The organism is Streptomyces pacificus, assembly GCF_011766325.1.
Taxonomy (GTDB): Bacteria; Actinomycetota; Actinomycetes; order Streptomycetales; family Streptomycetaceae; genus Streptomyces; species Streptomyces pacificus.
On record NZ_BLLG01000035.1, the window covers coordinates 1 to 21,511 of the forward strand.

Sequence of the window (21,511 nt, forward strand, 5' to 3'; positions counted from 1 at the left end):
CTTCGGCCGTGGAGCCGGGTCGGATCCGGCGGGCTTGGTGCTGGTCATGAGGGGGTGGTTCTCCTGTCGTGCCCTCTCAGGCTAACCCGCCGAAGCGGGGCGTCTCACCCAAGGCTGACAGAGAGGGACGTCAACGCGGTACTCGCACTCCACGCGGGTTGCCGGACCGTGTCATCACGCAACATGTACAGTGCACTGGCTAGGGGGTAAATGCCTTGCTGATCAACCTGGTTGACGCCGAACTCGGGACGTCGGGTGGAAAGGCCGCAGCGCTTGCCCGGCTCCTTGAGGCAGGTCTGCCGGTACCACCGGGGTTCGTGGTGCCGACCGCCGCGTATGAGCGGGCGGCCCACGGCCTCGACTTCTCGGACGTCGGTGCCGTGCGTGATCTGGCCGGCCTCTCCCCGGCGCTGATCGACGAGATCGCCCGAGCACTCACACGAACCACCGGGGACGGGTACGTCGCCGTGCGCTCGTCGGCGACCAGCGAGGACACCGCCGCCGCCACCGCCGCGGGACAGCACGACACCTTCCTGGGCGTCCGCGGTTCCGATCAGGTCGCCGACGCGGTACGCCGCTGCTGGGCCTCGTTGTGGTCCGAACGTGCCGTGGAATACCGGCGCCGGCAGGAGGGCGCGGAACCGCCCGCGATCGCGGTGCTGGTGCAGAGCCTGGTGGATGCCGACGTCGCGGGGGTGATGTTCACCGGCGCCGACATCCGTCTGGAGGCATCCTGGGGGCTGGGCGAGAGCGTCGTCAGCGGTCAGGTCACGCCGGACTCCTGGACGTTGACCGGCGGCACTGTCACCCGTCGAACGCTCGGCACGAAGAGGACGCGGATCGATCGGGATCACACCCGGGTTGTCACCCGTGAGGTGGAGCCTGCCGACCGGGAAAGGTTCTGTCTGACCGACGAGGAAGTGACCCGGCTCGCGGAAGTCGGCCGGAGGACAGCCGATCTGCTGGGCGGGCCGCAGGACATCGAATGGGCGATCGCCGGCTCCCGGATCTGGGTCCTCCAGGCTCGCCCGGTGACCAGCGCCCTCCCCGCCGGGCCGGCGGCCTCGCCGGACACCACCGGGAAGAGCAACGTCCGCACGGGAACGCCCGGAAGTTCCGGCTCCGCCGCTGGACCGGCCCGCGTGGTACGCGGCCCCAGCGATTTCGCACGCGTGCGGCCCGGCGACGTACTCGTGTGCCGGACCACGGACCCGGCGTGGACCCCCCTGTTCGGTGTCGTCGCCGCAGTCGTCACCGAGACCGGTGGCCTGCTCTCCCACGCCGCGATCGTGGCACGGGAACAAGGGCTCCCGGCCGTCCTGGCAATTCCGGACGCGACGACGGTCCTGCCCGACGGTGCGATGGTCGAGGTGGACGGAAGCACCGGCCGGGTCGCGCTCCTCGGTTCCCGGTGAGCTGGTCCGGAGGTCCTGGCGCAGATGACGTGGACTGCCAGGCCGGGCTCGGTCTGGCAGTCGACTCGGCCAGGAAGTCCCGGAAGTCCCTGGCCCGGTGCTGTGCGGACAGGCGGCTGATCACCTTTCCGGTTGCCGTGTTCAGCGCGGCGAACAGGTCGATGGTGCCGTGCCTCACGTAGTCGAAGCTGCGGCGCTCGGGCACTGCGGGCACTGCGGGCAGTGCGGTCCGCTCCAGCGCTTGGACGGCGTCCAAGCCGAACTCTGCGACGTCGTCATCACAGCGCCGGCGGCGCTGCGCACGCCAGCTCCGGCCCCGAAGGCGGTCCTCGCCGGGCGTCCGGCGCGGGTCTCGGAGCGGCCGCCGGGCCCGGGCGGTGTGGCGCGGACCGACTGACGGAACCGGACAACCAGTCGATCATGCATGCCTCGTCTACACCTCGCCCGTGAGTCTCCCCGAATTCGCGCTGTCATGCTGCCCGCAGCCTTCGAGGGCGCTGCGGTCGGCCACGGCGTGGCCGGCGCCGCGTCCGTCCGCGCGTGCCATGATCAGCCCGTCGCGCACCCGGATTGCGACCTCGGTGTGGTCGTCGACCGACTCCCGGCCGATAGCCGCGGAAACCATGCCGGCGTCATCGAACACGATGCGCAGCCACGGTAGTTCCCCGGCCGCGAACACCCGTCGCAGGCAGCCGACGAGATCGGCGATCCGAAGCCGGGCCAGTCGGCCGATCTCGGCGGGATCGTCCGTCACAACGACGATTGTCACCTCGTCGCGCAGCCGCGCAGAGCGCACGGCCTCCTCGGCTGCGGACAGACGTCTCACGCCCAGCACGACCACGACGCCGTCGTCGTCCAGGTTGACCTGACGGCCAGTGATCTCGTCGCGCAGTCCGCGGGGCGCTGCCCACTGGTCTTCCGCCGACTGTGCCGGGGCGACGAAGGACAGGTGTGGCGGCTCCGAATCGTTGATCAGGGCCATGCCGGCCAGGTGCTCGGCGGCGCGGGCCAGGTCGAACGGGTCGCCGACCCCGGGGGCGTTCTCCGCGAGACCGGCCGCGCCGTGGAGCAGGGTCAGCGCCAGCTCGGCCAGTCGCACCGTCCGGGTGCGCACGGCGGTACGCGGCTCGACTGCCAGAGCGAGCAGCAGGGCTTCGAATCGGACGAGTTCGGCCAACGCGGTCCGGGCCGGCTCGGTGTCGAGCACTCCGGACAGCGAGCGCAGCTGAAGATGTCCGCTGCCCGGTGTGTCGCCGGCGAAGGGCAGCCGTTCGAGCCAGACCCGGGCGAACGCGCCGAGTGCCCTTCCGACGGAGTCGGGCGATTCCAGCGGCGGTTCGGCGCAGGCTCGGGCATGTTCGGCGGCGTCGGCGAGCACGGCGAGGTAGAGCGCGCGCTTGCCGGTGAAGTTGGAGTAGACCGCGCCCCTGGTCAGTTCGGCCCGCTCGGCGATCCGGTCGATCTTGGCCTCACCATAGCCGTGCTCGGCGAACTCCTGCCGGGCCGCGACCAGCACCACCGCACGGGTCCGTTCCTGCTGCTGTGCGCGGGTCAACCTTGCCATCATCTCCCCTTCTGTGCCCCTTCCGCTTCCGCTGTGCCATGATACAGATAGCATCCAGATGTTGATGTCATCGGAAAACTATGAGCATCGGAGATGATCGTGGGTGACCTGGGGTTCGAGGTCGACGGACTGATCAAGAGGTTCGGCCGGACGACCGCAGTCGACGGAGTGAGCCTCGCGGCTCCGCACGGACAGGTGCTGGGACTGCTGGGGCCCAACGGCGCCGGCAAGACGACCGTCATCCGGGTGCTGGCGACCCTGCTGCACCCCGATGCGGGCCAGGTGCGCGTGGCAGGGATCGACGTCCGGCAGGATCCGGCTCGGGTTCGCCGACGCATCGCGCTGTCGGGGCAGCACACGAGCGTCGACGACGAGTTGTCCGGGCGGTCCAACCTGGTCATGATCGGCCGACTCCTGGACCTCGGGCGGCCTGACGCCCGTCGGCGGGCCGGCGAGTTGCTGTCCCGCTTCGGCCTCGACGATGCGGCCGACCGACCCGTCGCCACCTATTCAGGCGGGATGCGACGCCGGCTCGACCTCGCCGCCAGCCTGGTGGGGCGGCCCGAGGTCGTGTTCCTCGACGAGCCCTCGGTCGGGCTGGACCCCGGAAAGCGCGACGAGTTGTGGCAGATGATCCGCGGGCTCGCCCAGGACGGCGTCACGGTCCTGCTCACGACGCAGTACCTCGAAGAGGCCGACGCCCTGGCCGACGCGATCACCGTCATCAACCATGGACGGGTCATCGCGTCCGGCACACCCGCCGACCTCAAGCGCGAGGTCGGCGGGCACACGATCGTTCTGCGACCGTCCGATCTCAGCGACCTCGACCCCGCCGCCGCGATCGTCGCCCGGGTCGCGGGACGGGAGCCTGACAGGTCCCGCCGCCAAGAACTCATCGTGCCGGTCGCCGGCGACGCAGAGTTCTTCGAGATCACCGCCCAGCTCCGGGGTCACGGCATCGACGTCAGTGAGCTCGCGTTCCGCCTTCCCAGCCTCGACGAGGTCTTCCTGTCCCTGACCGGGGCTCCCACCGCCGACGCCAAGGACGCAGTATGACCACATCCCTCTCCGATACCCGTTCCCTCTCCGAGACCGCCCGACCCTCGCGCTTCGGCATCCTCCGGCACAGTGTGGTCCTCGCCCAGCGCAGCCTCGCCAAGACCAGCCGGAACCCCGGCCCGATCATGAACGGCATCATCACCCCCGCGCTGTTCATGGTCCTGTTCCTCTACCTGTTCGGCCGCCCGGTCGCCGGTACCACCGCCGAGTACCTCCAGTACCTGTTCCCCGGAATCCTCGTCATGGGTGCCGGGCTTGCGGGCATGATCTCCACCGGGTCGGCCATCAATCTCGACCTGAAGAACGGCGTCACCGACCGGTTCCGCAGCCTTCCGATCAGCCGTACGGCGCCGCTGCTCGGCTCCGTGCTGGCCGACATCCTCCGTTATCTGATCGCCGTGGCGGTCCTGTTCGGCATCGGCGCACTGCTCGGGTTCCGCATCCAGGGCAGCGCCCTCGCCGCACTGGGGGCGGCCGGACTCGCCATCATGTTCGGGTTCTGCCTGAGCTGGCTCATGGTGTTCATCGGTGTCCTCGTCAAGAGCGCCGACGCCGTACTGTCGTTCAGCTTCATCGCCTTCCTGCCGCTCCAGTTGGGCAGCAGCCTGGCCGCCCCGATCGACACCCTGCCCGGATGGCTGCACGCCTGGGCGGACATCAACCCCGTCACCCACGTCATGAACGCCTGCCGCGCTCTGCTGAACGGGACACCGGACAACGGAAGCATCGGCCTCACCCTGCTGTGGTCGGCCATCCTGTTCGTCGTCTTCTGCCCACTCGCAGTCCGCGCCTACGGCCGCCAGGAGTGACGACGCCGACCGACGACAGCCTTCCTGTACACCGAACCGCGCACCGCGGGCACAGGACATGAAAGGGTCCGAAGCCCACGTCCCGGACATCAGCCTGTCGGTGCTGCACGCCCTGCCCTGCGCCGGCGCCGGCGGCCTCGCCCTCCTCCACAAGGTCACAGGCCTCGACAAGTCCGAGCTCATCGGTCTCGGGGCCGCCGGTCTCGTCACGCACATGTCCGGCGAACTGCCCGGGTGGCGGCTCACGGACGTCGGCCGCGCCACGGGCGCCGAGTAGATCACCGGCAAGCTCGAGTCGGCCGATGCCCGAGGCCGTGGGGGCGGCTTACGATCGGTTCCTGGTACCCAACCCGGAGCTGCTCGGCCAACCGGAGTCGGCGGTCGAGGCCGTGTTCTCGCCCTGGGACACGCCCCGCGCACAGACCTATCGCGTGTTGAACGACATCCCGCACGACCTCAGCGCAGCTGTGATCGTCCAGGAAATTTGCATTCGGAACCACGATGACCACAGCGGCACCGGAGTCGCGTTCAGCCACCAATTCCAACACCAGTGAGACCATTCCGTTCGGCGAAGTCCTCTTCGAGCACCGAGGAGAAGACGTCGTCCCTGGCAGAAGGACGACCCTGCCTCCGCGTGAACTCACCGAGGGGGAACCGGCCGTATCGACGGAACTGCTCGACGCCCTGCGCCGGATCGAGGGACACCGTCGACCGCTGGTGGCCCGAGATCGCCGCGTTCATCGACACCGGTCACAGCAACACCAAGAGCGAGGGCATCAATCGCGTGATCAAGCTCGTCGCCCTCACCGGTATGTGGCGTCCGAGGGCCCCTTCACCTTCCACGGCCGCCACTTCCGTCTCCTGGACTGTCCCGCCTTGCCGAAACCGGTGCAGCAGCCGCAGCCGCCGCTCATTCTCGGCGGCAAGGGCCCGCGCCGTGCCCCCCGCATCGCGGCCCGTCATGCGGACGGGTACAACCTCCCCTCTCTTTCCACGGAGGAGTGCGACGCCGACCGCTTCGGCGCGATGGTGCGTGAGTGCCACCGGGTGGGCCGGGGCACCGAGCAGATCGTCCGGTCCTGCACTCGGGTCGCTTGTGTCGGACGCACGGGCGCTGAGCTGAGGAGGCGGGCCGACGCGATCGGGCGGTCGGTCGAACAGTTGGCGGAGCGCGGCTTGGTCGGTACGCGGCCCAGGCCGCCGCACGCCTCGCCACCTACACGTCCGCGGGGGTTCAGCGCGTCTACTTCAAGGTTCTCGACCTCGACGATCTCGACCACCTGTACCTACTTGCCGGCCCGGCGTTAGCACAGGAGCCAGCTGTCACGGGACCAAACCCACACACCCTGGAGTGATATCCAATGTCCGCCACTCTCCTTGTACTACAGCGGCAGGTCCCCTGATGGAGTGTCACGCACGGCTGTCCACCGGTTGTCCACCGGGACCCCTTGCGCCAGCATGATCCATCCCCTAAAAACAAGGAAAGGACCAGGTCAGAGCGTTAGATCGTCGACCTCGTCACAGAAACCAAACCTCCGACCTACGCATTACGATGCGCAGACCACGAATGCCCGATTGGCCGGGATTCCAAGGTCAACGGAAACAAGAAACCCCAGGTCAAAGCCCTGACCTGGGGTTCACCATGGAGCCGCCTTCGGGATTCGAACCCGAGACCTACGCATTACGAGGGCTCATGGGGTCGTGATGGCGGGTGCCACATGATCACATCGGATCCCGTTTTCCCTGATCAGCGACTTGCGGGCTCATCGGTGCCTGCCGCTGAATCCACCTTGCGCCGCACCGTCCGTTCACGCATCGCTCACGCATCGCTCACGCATCTCCCGTTGGATGACCAGCAGTTTCCCCAAGGAGCTGCAGTGGCCACAGCACCTGGCTCCCACCGCGGTGGGAGCCAGTCATCTCCCGTCTCGACGACGAATGCTCCTTTTCTCGGCAACGGGTGAAACGAGGGCCACGTACGGCGGATGGAAAGTGAGCCACCCTGCGATCTGGTCGATCGACCGCCGACTCCGCTGTTGGACCCGGACCAGGTGACAGAGCCGGTCACGAACCCCCGCTGAGCGCCATCCAGAGGGCGCCCGCTGCTGTGGTCGCCGCGCATAGGGCGACGGCGGTGTCGGCGTAGGGGGAGCGTGTCCAGTGGGTTTTGGTGTGGAGGTCGGGAGTTGGTGGGTGGGGCGTGTTGCGCCAGGTGGTTATGGTGTGGGCCGCTTCCTCGCTGGTGCCCTTGATGCGGTCGACGAGTGAGCCGCCGAACGCGAACGACGGGATGCGCTTGTCGTCGTGGAGGTGCAGCTCCAGGGTGCCGTGGTCGTCCACCTCGGCTCGGGCTAGGGCGGACCGTGGGATGGTGTGGGTGCGTAGGGGGTTGATGACGACCAGTGTGGCCTCGTGCAGGACGACCTTGCAGGTGGCGATTCGGCCCAGGATTGCTGCCAGGGCCAGGTAGACGGGGATTCCCTGCCAGCCCATGCGGAAGCCGTTCACCGAGGTGACTTTCCAGACGGCCGCCAGCATCCCGACGCCGAGGGCCGTAATGGCTGTTCCACAGAGGACGGGCCAGGAACGGCGGCGAAGTACGGTTCGACCTTGTGGTGATGGTTTCGTCATCGCTCTCTTTCCGTTCCTGGCCCTTCGGCGGTTCCTCAGGTTCTCATGGTCGCATTCGGCGGTGGGCGCTCAGCACCAGCCCGCCGACGCTCCCGGGCTTGACGCGCCCACGCCGCAGAAGGTGAGCGAGTTGCCGAGGTTGAGGGTCATGTTGGCCTGGGTGGCACCCCAGTCGACGGTCTTGCGATAGCCGTAGATCGTGACGTTCTCCATTTCGGAGACTGTCTTGACCCGTGTTCGGCCTACGAAGGCCGAGCCTCGCCAGCTGCCCGCCAGGCCGCGGGCCACGCCGCCGCCCGCGAGCGTCCAGGCCAGGCTCTTGCCCGCCGCGGCGTAGTTCCAGCTGCCGGTTGTCAGGCCGTCGCCGACGAAGGTCGTTCCGACGGCGACCACACCTGCCACGGTGCAGACTCCCGCCGAGACCACCACGCAGGTGCCGAAGGCCAGCCCTGGGATAACCCGGTTCTTCCAGCCGTCCCACGTCGTGAACGTGTCCTTCAGCCAGCCGCCGGTGCCGCGTGCCGCGCCCTTGAGCTTGCCCCAGAAGCCGTCGTCCTTCTTGGGTTCGGGACCGGGGTTGGGCGGAGTGGTCTTGAGCCAGCCCTTGGGGGCGGGTGTGGAGGGCAGGTCGAGGTTGCGGCGGCCGGGGATGCCGCCGAGGCCGGTGGGCTTGGTGTTGCCCTTGACCAGGACAGGGCGGGAGCCGCAGCGGCAGGCCCGGACCGGGCCCTCGGAGTTGCCGGCCTTCTTCTTGCTGGTGCTCACCGGAATGCCACCCCGGCACGTGATGCCATACTTCTGCGGCTCGTTGCACTCGGGGACGCCCAGGCCGGACGGATCCGCGACGGTCGCCGGGTTCTGGACGGCGTAGCTGTAGCCGTTGTAGGTCTGGCCGACGGCGGTCTGCAGGAGCGGGTCGACGCTGATGAACTGGCCGATCACGGGGTCGTACTGGCGGGCGCCCACGTGGGTGAGGCCGGTGCCGGTGTCGGTGGTCTTGCCGAGGAAGCCCTTGTCGTCGGGCCAGGCCGTGCCGGTGGTGCTGCCGCGCTGTGCGCCGAAGGGCGTCAGGTAGCGGCGGGAGTACGCCTGGTCCGTAGCGTCGAGGGCGAGGGCGGCGGTGCCGTGCTCGTCGGCGACCAGATAGCTGAGCTGGTTGGTTCCGCTCTCGTTGGAGCGGACGGCCACCGTCAGGTCGTCGGAGCCGTAGTGGCGTTGCGCCCAGGCGGTGCCGTCGGCGCGCAGGTGCAGTTCGGTCGCGCCCGCGTACAGGACGCGCTCGCCGTCCTGCGTGGCGCGGATCAGGAGAGTGCCGTCGGCGCCGTAGAGGTAATCCGTTGTTTTCCCGTTCTCCGTCAGGCTTGACAGTCTGTTCTCGTCCGACCAGACCAGGCTCTGGGCAGCAGTGCCCTCGGGGCGGGTGGTGGTGTTGCCCGCGCTGTCGACGTCGTAAGCGCGATCCGGTGCGGTGCAGTTCGCGGTCTTGCTGGTGCCGGTCAGGGCGTGTGGCTGGGCCGACTTCTCGTAGCAGTAGGTCGTATTGCTGGTGGCGGTGCTGGTGCGGGCGGTCTCCGTGGTGCGCTGGCCCGCGTCGTTGTAGGTGTAGCTGGTCCAGTACGGGGCCCGGCCGCCGAGGGCGCTCGCGTTGCGGGTGTCGGAGCAGTTCTGGGAAGCGGGTGTCCATGCCTCCGTCAGGCGGCGATGGCCGTCATGGGTGAAGCACTGGGTCTCCGGCGCGGCGGTGCCGCCGAGGGTGCTGGTGTCGGCGATGGAGGTGACGTTGCCCGCCTGGTCGTAGGTGTAGACGAGGTTCTGGAGCTTGTAGGGGTGCGTCTGGTCGGTGACGTGGCTGCCGAGGAGCCGTCCGGTGCCCTCCTCCCAGGTGTTAGTGACGTACGCCTTCTTATGGGCCTCGGTGTTGGCGGTGCCGAGGACCGCCTGTCTGGCCTCGCCAAGGGGGGAGTAGTCAACGTCGAGGAGGTAGCCGGTGCTGCCGCCCAGGGAGGTGAGCTGACCGGTGCCGGTGTAGCCGTAGTCGACGATCTCCGAGGGCAGGCCGCCGAGCGCGGGCTCCTTGGCGCTCTGGAGGGTGCCGTCGATGTTGTAGTTGGTCTCGAACTGGACGGTGGCGGCACCCGCCCCGGCGAGCGGGTCGGAGGCGGGCAGGGTCAGTTCGGTGGTGGTGGGGCGGGCCATGCTGTCGTAGGCGGTGACGGTCTCGGTGTACGCCTTGCCCGTCTTGCCGCCGACGTAGCGGATGCTCGCGTCCGCCTCGCCCTTGAGGAGTCCGTCGTAGGTGTAGGCGGTGAGCTGGTTGGCGTCGGTCTTCGAACCTTTCCAGGTGCCGGTGGTGCGGCCCAAGGCGTCGTAGCCGGTGATGACGGACCGGCCACGGGAGTCGGTGGTCTGTGTCGGCCGGTCCATCTTGTCGTAGGCCAGCTTCGTCAGGCCCTTGTCGGGGTCGTCCGCGTTGGTCCTGCGGCCGAACAGGTCGTAGCCGTAGATCCACTTGGCGCCGTCGGGGCCGGTGACCTCGGTCTGCATGTCGTCCAGCGTGTACTGGAAACGGGTGCTGGTGTACGAGGCCGTGCCCGCGCCGCCGTCGAACTGGGGGTCGGCCGGGCTCGGGCCCGCGTACTCTCGGGTCTCCACCGTCCGGTCGCGGGCGTCGGCGATGGTGCGGGTCGCGGATCCGCCCTGCACGGCGCTGGTGGCGGTGGAGTCACCGGTGTGGGTCGTGGTGGTCGACCACTTCTTCACCCCGTACACGTACAGGGTGCTGGTGATCGCCCGCTCCGCGCCGTCGTAGACCGTCTCCGTCTGCCGGGGCGCCTCGCCGTACTCCTCGCGGGTGTAGGTGCCGTTCGGGGTGCTGGTGCTGTCGAAGATGTCCTCGTACTTCTCGTACTCCAGTCCGCGGGTGTCGTAGCGGATGTCGGTGAGGATCCGGCCGCCGACCGGGGTGGGGGACTGCGTCTGGATCGGGCGCATCAGCGAGTCGTGGAACTCGTACGTGGTGTTGTACGTCTCGCCGTCCCGCTTGAGAGTCGAGGTGGAGACCCAGGACGGTTCGGTGGCGCTGATGCGGTACGCGTACGTCGTGTTCGCGCTGTAGCCCGCGGCCTTGTTGCGGTTGGGCTGCCAGACCGCCGTGAGCCGTCCGAGGGCGTCGTAGGTGGACTCGGTCTTCTTCAGGTTGGCGTCGTACACGCGCAGTTCCTGGCCGTGCCGGTGGTCCAAGAAGCTGGTGACCTTGTGGCCGAGGGAGTCGGTGACGATCGTCTTCGTCAGCGGGCCCGCGGCGACGGGGGTGTAGGCGGTGTTGGTGGTGTTGCCCTCCGCGTCGGTGACGTCGACGGGGCGGCCCAGGGTGTCGTACGTGGTGGTCGTGGTCCGCTGCCAGCCGGAGGCCGGGCGCAGGCCATCCGTGCCCGCGGTGGCGGAGTAACCGGAGACACGGCCGGTCCAGGTGGCGGCGCCCTTGGTCGGGGTCTGGGACGCCGACCAAGTGGTGGCGGAGGGGTTGTCGTAGACGGTGGCGGTGTCGGTGAGGACATCGCCACGGGTCTCCGAGTTCGCCGGGAGGTTCAGGCTGGTGTCGGCCACCGCGCAGGACTGGCCGACGGTACGGGTACGGGAGACTAGGTCGGTGATACCGGCCGCGTCGTTACGGGCGTACCAGGTGCGGGTGCAGGTCTGGTCGCCGCCCTTGCCGACCTCGCCGGAGTCGTCGGCCGTTACCGGCATGCCGTAGTCGTCGTAGGTCGTGGCGACCGAGCGGGCGCGCCAGGTCCCGGAGGCGGTCAGGTAGGTATGGGTGGTGGACTTCCCCGAGCGGACGTAGCGGGCCACGTGGTCGGCGGCGTCGGGCGCGCTCTGCCGTGCCGTCTCCTTCGACCACGGGTCGTTGATCTCCACCGTGATCGGGGTCGAGCCGTTGTACGTGACGTGCTCGCGGCGCGTGCCCGCGTACTGGTCGCTGTCGGTGATGCTCGCCGCCCCGATCGACGGGGCCGTCAGCGGGGCGAGGGAGACTGAGCGGGTTGTGCCGTCCTTCTTCTTGTCGCCGTGCATGCCCTGCATGTAGAGGGAGACGGTCTTGGAGCGGGTGGTGTTCGCGGCGCCGGTGAGGACGGTGACCTCGCGGTAGCCGCGCCAGCCGGACCAGGTGCGCTCCGCCTTCGGGGTGAGCGGGTCATCGTTGTAGTGCCAGGCGGCGCCCTTGTAGTCGTAGGCATACTCGACGGCGTCGTTGTGACCGGCCGGGTCGGAAACGACGACGGCCAGGACCCGGTACTTGTGGAACCAGTCCACCGACGCCTCGGAGGAACCGTTGATATTCCAGTACCTCGGGTAGCAGGAGCGGGTGTTGGCGTCCTCGGCGGCGCCCGTCACCTCGCTGCGCACGCACTCAGGTGAGGAAAGGGTGACTGTGGTGATTGAGCCGGTCTCGGAGGTGACGGTGGAGATCCGGGGGCGGGTCAGCGGCAGGATGTCGTCGGTGCCGTCGACCCGGTTCTCGCGCCACTGGTATGTGAACGTGATCGGATTCAGCGCGATGGCGGTGTCACCGGCCTTGCCGGTCCGCAGAATCGACTTCAGGGTCAGTACGTGGTCGGAGGTGTCGCCGATGTCCCCGCCGTCCTGGTACTCCTGAGTGAGTGCCCAGGAGTCCACCGGATCGTAGGCGCTGGTGGTGGCTTTCCAGGAGGAGGTGGTGACGCCGGTCAGCCGCTTGCGGGAGAAGAACGAGGGGCCGGAGGCCAGACAGTCGGTGTCCCCGTCGGTGCAGATCGCGTCGAAGGGCACATCGGGCCAGTTTTTGGCGGTGTCCTTGGTCAGCGAGGAGCAGTCGGTGACGGTGCAGCGCTCGGCGTGGCTGAGGGTCACCTTGGCGTCGGCGTCGTCGGTGAACAGCGCGCCCTTGCGCAGTCCGTACTTGATCTCCTTCAGGTAGCCGCCGCGGGTGTACGAGGCGTTTGCCGTGGTGGCCTTGTTCTTCTTGTAGTAGTTGGTCTCCTTGGCGTACCAATACGTCGAGGCGTTGCCGTGGGTGTCCTCGACGTAGTCCAGGTTCCACCGCCACGCCTGGGTCACAGACCGGTCGGCGAAGGCGTCGCCGTTGCCGTAGCCGGGCTCCCCGGAGTCGTCGCCGAAGACCGGGACGGTCCAAGTGGAGTCGGTGCGCTGATCGGTGGCGCCGTCGAGCTTGTTCAGGCCGAAGACGTACTTGGTGCCGTCGCCGGTGATGACGGTCCAGTACTCGCCGTTGCCGTCGCCGTTGTCGGCGCCCGTCGAGCGGGTCACCAGGGAGGCGTCGTCGTTTTCCAGCCGCCAGGTGCTATCCCAGGTGCCGGACACCTTCACCAGGCGGCTGGCCTTGCCATTCAGGACGAGTTGGGCGTTGTCATACTTCCAGCAGGTGTCGAAGACGTCCTTGTGGCCGTCGTCGTCGCAGGAGTTGTAGGAACGCTCGATGTAGGACTCGGTGATGCTGAAGCCCTCGCCCACCGCACTGCCCTGATTGTTGGTAGCGGCGGTACGGCCGTCGACGCTGCCCGAGTCGTAGGTGAGGGACAGCTCGGGGGTCGGTCCGGCCGCGGCCGGCGGCATGTTGAAGTCGTGGCTCCAGGAGAAGGTGCCGGAGTTGTCGCCCGCCTCCCAGGACGAGGACTCCGACAGTTCGGTGGCCGAGTAGTCACCGGAGCCCGAGGGGGACTCACCCGCGCCCGGGTCAGTCGCGGTCACAGCGAACACCGCTGTCTCCGAGGTGGCCGCGTCGGCCAGTTGCGTCGAGGGGCCGTCACTGGTCTCGGGCAGTGTGACAGAGGCGGTGATGGTCTGGCCTACGAAGTCGTTGTCGGACTTGACTGGGGTAGTAGTGCGGCACGCGGCCTTCTCCGGCGTGTCCAGGGCGCAGCCGGGGAGGCGCACCAGGCGCAGTCGGGAGGCCCAGCCGCCGCCCATCGCCGAAGCGAATCCGCTGTAGTCGATGCCGAGTTCGGCCCGTCCTGCCTCGTCCGCCTCGGCGGTCAGCAGCACGCCGGTGATGCCGGCGTCCCTGGCGGCTTTCTGGTCGAGGATCGTGATCCGTGCGGTGGTGCCGGATTCGGCGCCGTTCATGCCTCCGGGCGGAGCGATGCTGATGGGAAGTCCGCCGGGCTCTGTCTGGACTGGCTTGTCGGCGTCCAGTTCGACGCTCGCGTCACCCTGCTCAGGCCAGGCAGCCTTCCGCTCCGCACGGGCTTGCCGGGCGCGTTCGGCATCGGCCTTCTTGTCCTTGGCAACCCTCGCGCGGGCCTCCTTCGCGCCGGGCCCGCCGAGTTCCTTTACCTTGCTCACCCGTTGATCAGGAACGTCCGGTCGGCCAAGCCTCTTCTCGGCCGCCTGAGCCACGGGGGCCGGTCCGGTGGGGACCACAAGAGACAGTGCCAGGAACGTCACGATCGTCCCGGCGCGGCGTCTCCTGCCGCTCCGCATTTTCCTTCGTGCGCCAATACCAAAAGTCATGATTGTCCGCTCCCACCCCGTTGTTCCGCGTCAGGAAAGGCCAGCAGAGCCGTGAAAGGCCGACGAGTGATGTGCTGTTGCGCTTCGGTGCGGCGCCACGATGGCGCCGCACCGCCCCTTCGCGAGCATCAGTCGCCCACGCGGACCTCGACCTGCTCCGGGCTTGCCATCGCCCCTGCCCACAGGCGGACTTCCGAGACATGGGCAGGCAGGTAGTGCTTCCATGTGCCGCTCGTGAAACCCTTGCCGATAGCGAAGTCCCCGCTGCCCAGTTGGACGGTGAACGCCTTCGCGTCGCCGTTCCGCCCGTAGCCCAGATAGAGGCTGATCGTGCCGTACACCGAGTCGTAGATACCGGTCAGCCGCACCGGACTGTCCAGAGCCGCCACCTCGTCGGAGACCACGGAGGAGAAGGTGCCGTCAGCGTTCAGGCGGCCGAAGTGCCAGACGCCGACCGGGATCGTGGTCTCCTCCAGCGTCTCCTCATCCAGGACCGTGTCCTTGCCGGTCAGCTCGTACCACAGGCCCCAGGCCGAGCCCTCTTCCGTACGCTGCCCCAGGACCTGGCCGGTGTATCCGATGTCCTTGCCCAGCAACTTCGCGGAGTCCAACTCGACGAGCGTGGACACGGTGAGGGGAGCATGGTCGTACACCAGCGGACCTGGGGCCGTGGCCGCGTCGTCGACTCCATCCAGGACGATGGCCTCGCCGCTGATGGCGGCGCCACCGGCCAGGGTCAGACTCCTGCCGTAGCCGGAGGTGGTGTCCGCGACGGTTGTTCCGCTTCCCCGAGCGGCGTTCCAGTCCGCCACCAACTCGACGCCGGCGAACTTCTCCGAGACCAGCAGCCGTGTCTCATCCGCGACCTCCTCGTGGGTCAGGACCCGCTGCCAGACAGCGACTTCATCGATTGAACCGGGGAAGTAGTACGTGGCGTTGCCGCTCGGAAACTTGTAACGGCCAAACTGCAGCCCTCCGTTCGACGCCCAGGAGCCCGCTCCGGTCGCCAGGGGCTGGCTCTGCCGACGGCCGTCCACGTAGAAGATCAGCTCCTCCGTGGCCGGGTCGTAGCTGCCGGCCAGGTGGGTCCAGACCCCCGTCTGAGCGGCGTACACGGAGTACCTCCCTCGGAGGGTGGAGCCGTCCTGGTCGAGCACGCCGAAGAACCACTGCTTCACATCGGCGAGGTACCAAAGCACGAACGTGTTGCCGTCACTCCCGGGCTGTGCGAGTACGGAGGCGTTCTTGCCACCATCGTCCAGCCGCGCCCAGGCGGAGACCGTGTAGGCGGAGCGGGTCTCCAACACCGGCGCGCTGGTCTCCGCGTAAGCGGTGGTGCCGTTCAGAGACAGCCCCTTGTCCGTGATCGCCTCCGCCAGCGGCTGTCCCTCGGCGTCGTGCGTGATCAGCCCGCGCCGCCCCCGGTCGTCACGAACCGCGCCGCCGCCCAGTGTCGCGTCGTCGCTGCCATCGCCGGTCGCGGAGTCCAGCGCCGTGCCGTCGGACTCGTCGAAGTGCCAGCGTCCGACCGGGCCTTCGCCCGCGGCGACGAGGAAGTCCACCGCGTTCTGGGCACCCCAGCGGCCTACCGTGTCCTTCGCCCGCACATACAGGCTGTACGTGCCGGAGCTGTTGGGCGTGATGTCCTTCGATACCGTTGATCCGTTGATGGGCGTCGACCAGGCGTCCGCGGAGGACAGCTTGTACTGGTAAGCGACATTGGAGTCCCCGGTGGCCGGGCCAAAGGTGAAGGTGCCGTTGTGGCCTGGGCCGCCGCCCGCCGCGCACGCCGTGTCAGTGCAGGCCGAGTAAGGGCTGCCGACGGTGATGTTCGGGGCCTTCGGTGCGGTCGGGTCGACCTTGAAGTAGCACCAGCCGGTCGTCGAGGCGTTCGACGGCCCCGACAGGTAGCTTCCGCCGCCGTTGTAGTACGAACGCACCCAGGCTCGGTACCGGTACAGCTTGCCCTCGGTCAGCGTGGACCAGGACATGGTCAGCTTCACCCCGTCGCCCACGTATCCGGACGAGGGCCGCAGATCGCCGTTGCCGGCCGTGGTGTCCGACCAGGTGCCGTCGCTGTTCTTGTGGTCGATGTCGAAGTAGACGCGCAGCTGAGCGTCCTTCTCGCCGCCCGCCTTGGTCTGCGTCGTCGCCGTCAGGGGCGGGGTCGGGTCGGAGACGATCGCGGGGTCCGATTCGGTCGTCTCGCATACCGTGCCGGAGCCGGTCACCAGGCCGATGCCGGTCGGCTTGGCAGGCAGGCCGACGAAGTCGACGGACAGGACGGCGTCGTTCCTGAACCGCTTCCACGCCGAAGTGTCCGACTCGTCGTGTGCCTTCAGCATCAGCGTGAGCCGTGAGAACTTGCCCGCCGCGAAGTTCCGCACCGTCGGGGTCAGGTTTTCGTTCGTCTCGTTCGGGTTGTCGTTGAACTCGATCGGCGCGTCCGGTGAGTCCGGGTCGCACAGCGAACCCCGGCCCGCCGACACATACCGGTCGACCATCAGGTCCAAGTGCTTCGGCCGGGACGACCAGGTGGTGGACGAGGAGATGTTGTTCGTGCGCACCAGGTCCACCCAGCGCGGGTCGCACTGGAACGCCCACGGTTCGGTCACCCGGAACGTGGCGTCCAGGACGTGCTTGCCCTTCAGACTCGCCGGCGAGAACTCGAAGTACAGCCGCTGCACATACCCCGGGCCGCAGTAATAGCCGTTCCAGGTACCGCACTTGCCCATGCCCTTGCCCAGGCCGTCGGCCCCGTTGCCCCAGCCGTACGACTCGTAGCCGTCGCTGCGCAGCAACGTGCGCTCGGACTCGCCCCAGGTCACGGTCGGGTCGATGTACAGCGGAAACGCCGAAGCCTCCGTCTTGGTCAGCATCTCCGCGTCCGGGATCACGCTCAGCGCGTCGTCGGAGACCTTCACGTCCATGGTGGTGACGGTGTCCCCCGCGTCAGGTTCAGCGCCCTCCGCGGATGACGCACCCACCTCGGCGGGATCCGAGCCCTCAGCGTCCGCGGCATCCAACGCGGATGTCGCCAGGGACATCGGCTGCACACCGGACGCCGTGCCGGCAGAGTCCCACATCTGTGCGGGCGGAGCCCGGAAGACACGGTTGCCGTCGTCGTCGATCGCGGTGAGGTTGCCCGCCTTGCCCTGGAGCAGACTCAGGCCGGTCGCCTTCAACGAGTAGTCGATCTGCTTCAGCTCCTCCTGGGCCGCGGCCTCGGGAGACTTGACCACCAGCACATGACGGAAACCCTCCACGGACCCCGTAACCCTCAGGTCGACGCCCGGAAGCACTTCCGCGTACACCGCGCTGTCCCCGTCCAGCTCCGGCTTGGGAAGCTTGCCGGGCCAGCCCATCTGGAGCGACCGTCCCTGATCGGAGATTTTCACCAGCGGTTCGTTCGCCCCTCCGCCGGAGAACTCCATCTCGACCGCCGCGGCCTTCGGCACCACCGTGCCGTCCCCGCGGATCTCCAAGGTGGCGTCCGGCGCCTGCCAGCCCCCGCCGGCCGTGGGCACCCGCACGGGAACCGCGGACTCCTCCAGCGTGAAAGTGAAGCCGTCCGGGTTGGCGAAAACCGTCGTACGTTCCGACCGCTCTCCGGTGACCTCGACCCGCTTCCCCGACTCCTGGGCCTCGGCGAGCGCCATCTGCCCCTCCGACAGCGGAGGCTGGACCTCGTCCGCCACTGCCTGGGAAACCGGCCCCCAAGCAGCCAGAGACGCCAAAACTGCCGCCGCAGTCACAGCGGAAACCAGCGTCCGCATCGGTCTTCCGTGCACGCCGCCGGCGCGACCCCCCCGTCTGAAGCTCACAACCCCACCCCAAGTTCACGACCAGTCATGACTTTTGCATGGCGCAACTCTTGCCATGGGCATGAGAATGAAACGCTGCGTGATGAATTTGTGACCAAAGGGGAAGCAGTGCACTGTGGTTGTCTTTGAGTCGCGCTTTCGCGAGAGCCAATGCCGCTCCTGCGGGGGATGCGGCCCTGTGGCTCCTCGTACTGGGCCCGGCCAGACAGACGGCCGACCGTTGCGAGGTTGACGAGAGTGCGCTATGACAAGAACCCACGCAACGCCCGTTCCTTCACCACCGCCCACCCCGGCGTGGGCCGACGCCGACGGCACGATCGACGAGAGCAAGATGCCGGAGACCATGCCGCTCATCGGCCCTGACGTCAAGATCGCCAAGGGCGCCAACGGCAAGAAGCAGTGGAGCTGTTCGAGCCTGAACACACACTACGGGCAGGCTTGGAGGGCGATGGTCTCGCCTGCCACGGTGATATCGCCGATCTCCGTCACGGGAAGCCCGGTCCGCTCGCACCTGAAGCAGGTCCCGCCCTGGCAGTCGAACAGCTCCACAGCTCGGCGGGCTTCAGTCCCATTCCGGCTCCTCCTCCCTGAGGTGGGGCAGGGGAGTTCCGCCGACCACGGGCACGAAGCGCACCGGACGGGCATGCCAGACGAACTTGTACGGCCCGGCCGAGAGCGGGAGCGTGAACTCCTCGCCGTTCTTCAGATCCTCGGCGGGCTCGCGCCAGCCGTCGGACAGCCAGTCCCAGATGTAGCCGACCACCGACGCGTCGATGGCCGAGGCGATGATGCGCATCTGGATGCGAGCCCAGCGGATCGCGCGGTCCGGCGTGGGCATGGCCGCGAGCGCGAGCTGCTTGCCGTCCTCCTGGCGCCACTCGCACCAGAACCCCGACTTGGGCACCACCGGTTCCGGTACGGCGATGGTGCACCACGTGAGGGTGCCGTCCTCGCTGGTGCCCCAGTCCTCGGCGAGGGCTTCGACGATCAGCATGCCGCGACCGCTCTCCTCGTCGGCGGCCGGTCTCTTCACCTGCGGCCGGCCCGGAGTTCCGTCAGCCACCTCGATGCGGACCTCGCCCCGCCAGTACGAGACGGAGAAGCTGACGTCCTCCGTCTCGCCGTACCGGATGGCGTTGGTGACCAACTCGCTGATGAGCAGGTTGGCTGTGTCGATGCAGGAGCCGATCCCCCACAGCCGGAGGTGAGCGGCACTGATCCGGCGCAGTTGCCCTACTCGCTGCGGTGCGCGGGTGCAGGAGACGACGAAGCCCTCTCTGTCAGCCTTGGGTGAGACGCCCCGCTTCGGCGGGTTAGCCTGAGAGGGCACGACAGGAGAACCACCCCCTCATGACCAGCACCAAGCCCGCCGGATCCGACCCGGCTCCACGGCCGAAGCGCCGCACATTCAGCCCCGAGTACAAGCTGCGGATCGTGGCCGAGTACGACGCCGCGCCGAAGAACGAGAAGGGCGCGATCCTGCGCCGCGAGCGGCTGTACCACTCGCACGTGAAGGAGTGGCGGGCCGCGCGGGACGCCGAGGCCCTGGAGAAGCTGGTCGACAAGCGCACCAGCCCGGCCCGTCCGAAGAAGTCGGCCGCCGAGGCGGAGAACGAGAAGCTGCGCCGCCAGGTGGAACGGCTGGAGAAGGAACTGGCCCGGAACAAGGCCGCGTTGGACATCATGGGAAAAGGTGTGCCACGAACACGGGAGTTCGCTATGGGTGGTTGAGCGGCAGAACGTGATGCTGCATGAGTGATGAAGGTTTGGCCCTTCGGAGCCGCCCTGCGGGGGGAGGCTTCAAACCGCCACATGCTGCGGAAGCGGTGACGCGACCGTGGTGAGCGATGTGGAAAAAGGCGTCCAAGAGGCGTCAGGTGGGGATCAGGAAGACGGAGCGCGAATCCCCGTCAAGGGGGACGCTTTTGACGCGTCGTTAAGGATTAAGCGGCATCAAAACCGGGGGTTACTTTTTGCCCCGGGATGAGCCTGGCGGATACCCGATCTACTGGCCAGGTGGTGCCCGGCGTAGAGGCGACGTGATCCTGGTCTGCCGCGCTCGTGCGGAACGTGGGAAGGCACGGCTTGATGCTGCGGTAACCCGATTTAGATGATGCCGCGTAAGGGAGAACCTCAAGCGGGGAACCCGCGAGAGGCCGAGTACCGATGCAAGCCGTGTCGGCGGACCGGTTCGTAGTAGTGAGGAAGCTCTTGCTCGGCGCGGTGAGGGCGGAGCGAAGGGGCCGGATTGTCCGTGGTTCGTTTGTTTGGTCAACCGGGTTTCTCCCGGGAGGAGCTGCGTGAGCGAGCTGAAGTCGGCAGGGAAGCCGTTCGATGTCTCGAAAGGAGAGGTCTGGGAGGCGTATCTGAAGGTGAAGGCGAATCAGGGTGCTGCGGGGGTGGATGGCTGCACGATCGAGTAATTCGAGAAGGATTTGAGGGGAAACCTCTACAAGATCTGGAACCGGATGTCCTCGGGGAGCTATTTTCCGCCCCCGGTGAAAGGTGTGGAGATTCCCAAGTCGCACGGTGACGGGGTCCGTTTGCTCGGCGTTCCGACAGTTTCGGACAGGATCGCCCAGACGGTGGTGGCCAGGCATCTGGAGAAACGGGTGGATCCGTTGTTCCATGCGGACTCCTTCGGCTACCGTCCCGGACGGTCGGCACTGGACGCGGTGGCTGTGTGCCGGCAAAGGTGCTGGAAGAAGAAGTGGGCGATTGACCTTGATATCGCTAAGTTCTTCGACAGTGTCCGCTGGGACCTGGTTGTGAAAGCGGTGGAATCCCATACCGATTCTGCCTGGGTAATTCTGTATGTGAAGCGGTGGCTTGCCGCTCCCGTGCTGATGCCCAACGGCACCTTGCAGCAGAGAGACCGGGGAACCCCACAAGGGTCTGCGGTCTCCCCGATCCTGGCGAATCTGTTTCTACACTACGCGTTCGACACGTGGCTCACCCGAACCTTTCGGAACGTCCAGTTCGAATGCTATGCGGACGATGCAGTGATCCACTGCTCGTCGGAGCGACAGGCCCGAGAGGTTCTGGCGCGACTCGAAGACAGAATGGCTGAGGTCGGACTCCAACTGCACCCGGACAAGACGCGGATCGTGTACTGCGGAAGGGAACGACGCCGCGATGATACGGCTACCTCATTCACCTTCCTGGGTTTCGCATTCCGCAACCGTCCGGCAAAAGACCGTCACGGGAAGATCTTCACGTCCTTCCTCCCGGCGGTCAGCAAGGACGCCCTGAAGAAGATGAGCACGGAAGTCCGCTCCTGGCGGATTCACCTGCACGTCACCTACTCCTTCGGCGAGTTCGCGAAATGGCTCAATCCCATCATTCGCGGATGGATGCAGTACTACGGAGCGTTCTATCAAACCGAACTGCATCCCCTCCTCCAGCGCATCAACTTCTACCTGCTGCGCTGGGTCCGGAAGAAGCATAAGCGGCTGAAGACCTACAAGAAGGCGGCGCGACGATGGGACCAGGTCGTCAAGTCCTACCCGTCGTTCTTCGCTCACTGGAAATGGGTCAACGTCACCTGACGATCAGGATGATAGGAGCCCGGTACTACAGGGGAGCTTCGTGTCTGCTGGCCGCGTGACGCGTTGAGCCGTGCATGGAGGACGTGCAGCGGGATGTCGAGCGGTGGGACGGGTGGTTCGAGGACTTCTTCGCGCTGCTCGCCGGGTTGTG

General features: G+C 67.5%; 14 protein-coding genes. 9 read left to right on the forward strand and 5 right to left on the reverse strand.

The window, feature by feature from the left end:
- Positions 1–215 precede the first annotated feature (215 nt).
- On the forward strand, positions 216–1,415 hold the full coding sequence (locus SCWH03_RS27845) for a PEP/pyruvate-binding domain-containing protein (RefSeq protein WP_173267629.1): 1,200 nt from the start codon (positions 216–218) through the stop codon (positions 1,413–1,415).
- 433 nt (positions 1,416–1,848) lie between these two features.
- On the opposite strand, the gene SCWH03_RS27850 is transcribed toward SCWH03_RS27845, so the two are convergent.
- The gene (locus SCWH03_RS27850) at positions 1,849–2,979 is read right to left on the reverse strand and encodes a TetR family transcriptional regulator (RefSeq protein ID WP_173267630.1); all 1,131 of its coding nucleotides are present in this window, start codon (positions 2,977–2,979) and stop codon (positions 1,849–1,851) included.
- A 93-nt stretch (positions 2,980–3,072) separates the two neighbouring features.
- Here SCWH03_RS27850 and SCWH03_RS27855 point away from each other — a divergent pair, with 93 nt between their 5' ends.
- The 5 genes from SCWH03_RS27855 to SCWH03_RS30005 are packed head-to-tail and all read left to right on the forward strand — an operon-like array spanning position 3,073 to position 6,155.
- Entirely contained in the window at positions 3,073–4,035 is a 963-nt protein-coding gene (locus SCWH03_RS27855) for an ATP-binding cassette domain-containing protein (protein ID WP_173267631.1), read from the forward strand.
- Entirely contained in the window at positions 4,032–4,847 is an 816-nt protein-coding gene (locus tag SCWH03_RS27860; protein ID WP_173267632.1) for an ABC transporter permease, read from the forward strand. The genes SCWH03_RS27855 and SCWH03_RS27860 overlap by 4 nt, the downstream gene beginning before the upstream one ends.
- 58 nt (positions 4,848–4,905) lie before the next feature.
- Positions 4,906–5,124, forward strand: a complete 219-nt coding sequence (locus tag SCWH03_RS27865) for a hypothetical protein (protein WP_173267633.1) — start codon at positions 4,906–4,908, stop codon at positions 5,122–5,124.
- 25 nt (positions 5,125–5,149) lie between these two features.
- Complete coding sequence (locus tag SCWH03_RS29480; RefSeq protein WP_254077082.1) at positions 5,150–5,401, forward strand: PEP/pyruvate-binding domain-containing protein; 252 nt, start codon at positions 5,150–5,152, stop codon at positions 5,399–5,401.
- Positions 5,349–6,155 carry an LLM class flavin-dependent oxidoreductase gene (locus SCWH03_RS30005; protein ID WP_371872809.1) on the forward strand — a complete coding sequence of 269 codons (807 nt, stop codon included), beginning with the start codon at positions 5,349–5,351 and terminating at the stop codon, positions 6,153–6,155. The genes SCWH03_RS29480 and SCWH03_RS30005 overlap by 53 nt, the downstream gene beginning before the upstream one ends.
- A 756-nt stretch (positions 6,156–6,911) precedes the next feature.
- Here SCWH03_RS30005 and SCWH03_RS27875 read toward each other — a convergent pair.
- From SCWH03_RS27875 to SCWH03_RS27890, 4 genes are all read right to left on the reverse strand, one after another.
- Positions 6,912–7,355, reverse strand: coding sequence for a PH domain-containing protein (locus tag SCWH03_RS27875; protein WP_173267634.1), 444 nt, complete (start codon positions 7,353–7,355; stop codon positions 6,912–6,914).
- 192 nt (positions 7,356–7,547) lie between these two features.
- Positions 7,548–13,958 (reverse strand): RHS repeat domain-containing protein, encoded by a 6,411-nt coding sequence (locus tag SCWH03_RS27880; protein ID WP_173267636.1) that lies wholly within the window; start codon positions 13,956–13,958, stop codon positions 7,548–7,550.
- 158 nt (positions 13,959–14,116) lie between these two features.
- Positions 14,117–17,764, reverse strand: a complete 3,648-nt coding sequence (locus tag SCWH03_RS27885) for a LamG-like jellyroll fold domain-containing protein (RefSeq protein ID WP_173267637.1) — start codon at positions 17,762–17,764, stop codon at positions 14,117–14,119.
- Between the two features lie 610 nt (positions 17,765–18,374).
- Complete coding sequence (locus SCWH03_RS27890) at positions 18,375–19,142, reverse strand: ATP-binding protein (RefSeq protein ID WP_173267639.1); 768 nt, start codon at positions 19,140–19,142, stop codon at positions 18,375–18,377.
- Positions 19,143–19,162: 20 nt separating this feature from the next.
- Here SCWH03_RS27890 and SCWH03_RS27895 point away from each other — a divergent pair, with 20 nt between their 5' ends.
- From SCWH03_RS27895 to ltrA, 3 genes are all read left to right on the forward strand, one after another.
- Positions 19,163–19,543, forward strand: coding sequence for a transposase (locus SCWH03_RS27895; RefSeq protein ID WP_173267641.1), 381 nt, complete (start codon positions 19,163–19,165; stop codon positions 19,541–19,543).
- Positions 19,544–20,112: 569 nt separating this feature from the next.
- Positions 20,113–20,235 carry a hypothetical protein gene (locus SCWH03_RS29720; RefSeq protein WP_272491133.1) on the forward strand — a complete coding sequence of 41 codons (123 nt, stop codon included), beginning with the start codon at positions 20,113–20,115 and terminating at the stop codon, positions 20,233–20,235.
- Positions 20,236–20,247: 12 nt separating this feature from the next.
- Positions 20,248–21,360 carry a group II intron reverse transcriptase/maturase gene (gene ltrA / locus SCWH03_RS27900; protein WP_272491134.1) on the forward strand — a complete coding sequence of 371 codons (1,113 nt, stop codon included), beginning with the start codon at positions 20,248–20,250 and terminating at the stop codon, positions 21,358–21,360.
- Positions 21,361–21,511: the final 151 nt, after the last annotated feature.

Excerpts from the sequence above, each read along its gene's own strand:
- SCWH03_RS27850 (WP_173267630.1), bottom strand. The coding sequence starts at position 2,979 with ATGGCAAGGTTGACCCGCGCACAGCAGCAGGAACGGACCCGTGCGGTG.
- SCWH03_RS27860 (WP_173267632.1), top strand. The coding sequence starts at position 4,032 with ATGACCACATCCCTCTCCGATACCCGTTCCCTCTCCGAGACCGCCCGA.
- SCWH03_RS27855 (WP_173267631.1), top strand. The coding sequence starts at position 3,073 with ATGATCGTGGGTGACCTGGGGTTCGAGGTCGACGGACTGATCAAGAGG.
- SCWH03_RS27865 (WP_173267633.1), top strand. The coding sequence starts at position 4,906 with ATGAAAGGGTCCGAAGCCCACGTCCCGGACATCAGCCTGTCGGTGCTG.
- SCWH03_RS29480 (WP_254077082.1), top strand. The coding sequence starts at position 5,150 with ATGCCCGAGGCCGTGGGGGCGGCTTACGATCGGTTCCTGGTACCCAAC.
- SCWH03_RS30005 (WP_371872809.1), top strand. The coding sequence starts at position 5,349 with ATGACCACAGCGGCACCGGAGTCGCGTTCAGCCACCAATTCCAACACC.
- SCWH03_RS27885 (WP_173267637.1), bottom strand. The coding sequence starts at position 17,764 with ATGCGGACGCTGGTTTCCGCTGTGACTGCGGCGGCAGTTTTGGCGTCT.
- SCWH03_RS27880 (WP_173267636.1), bottom strand. The coding sequence starts at position 13,958 with ATGCGGAGCGGCAGGAGACGCCGCGCCGGGACGATCGTGACGTTCCTG.
- SCWH03_RS27895 (WP_173267641.1), top strand. The coding sequence starts at position 19,163 with ATGACCAGCACCAAGCCCGCCGGATCCGACCCGGCTCCACGGCCGAAG.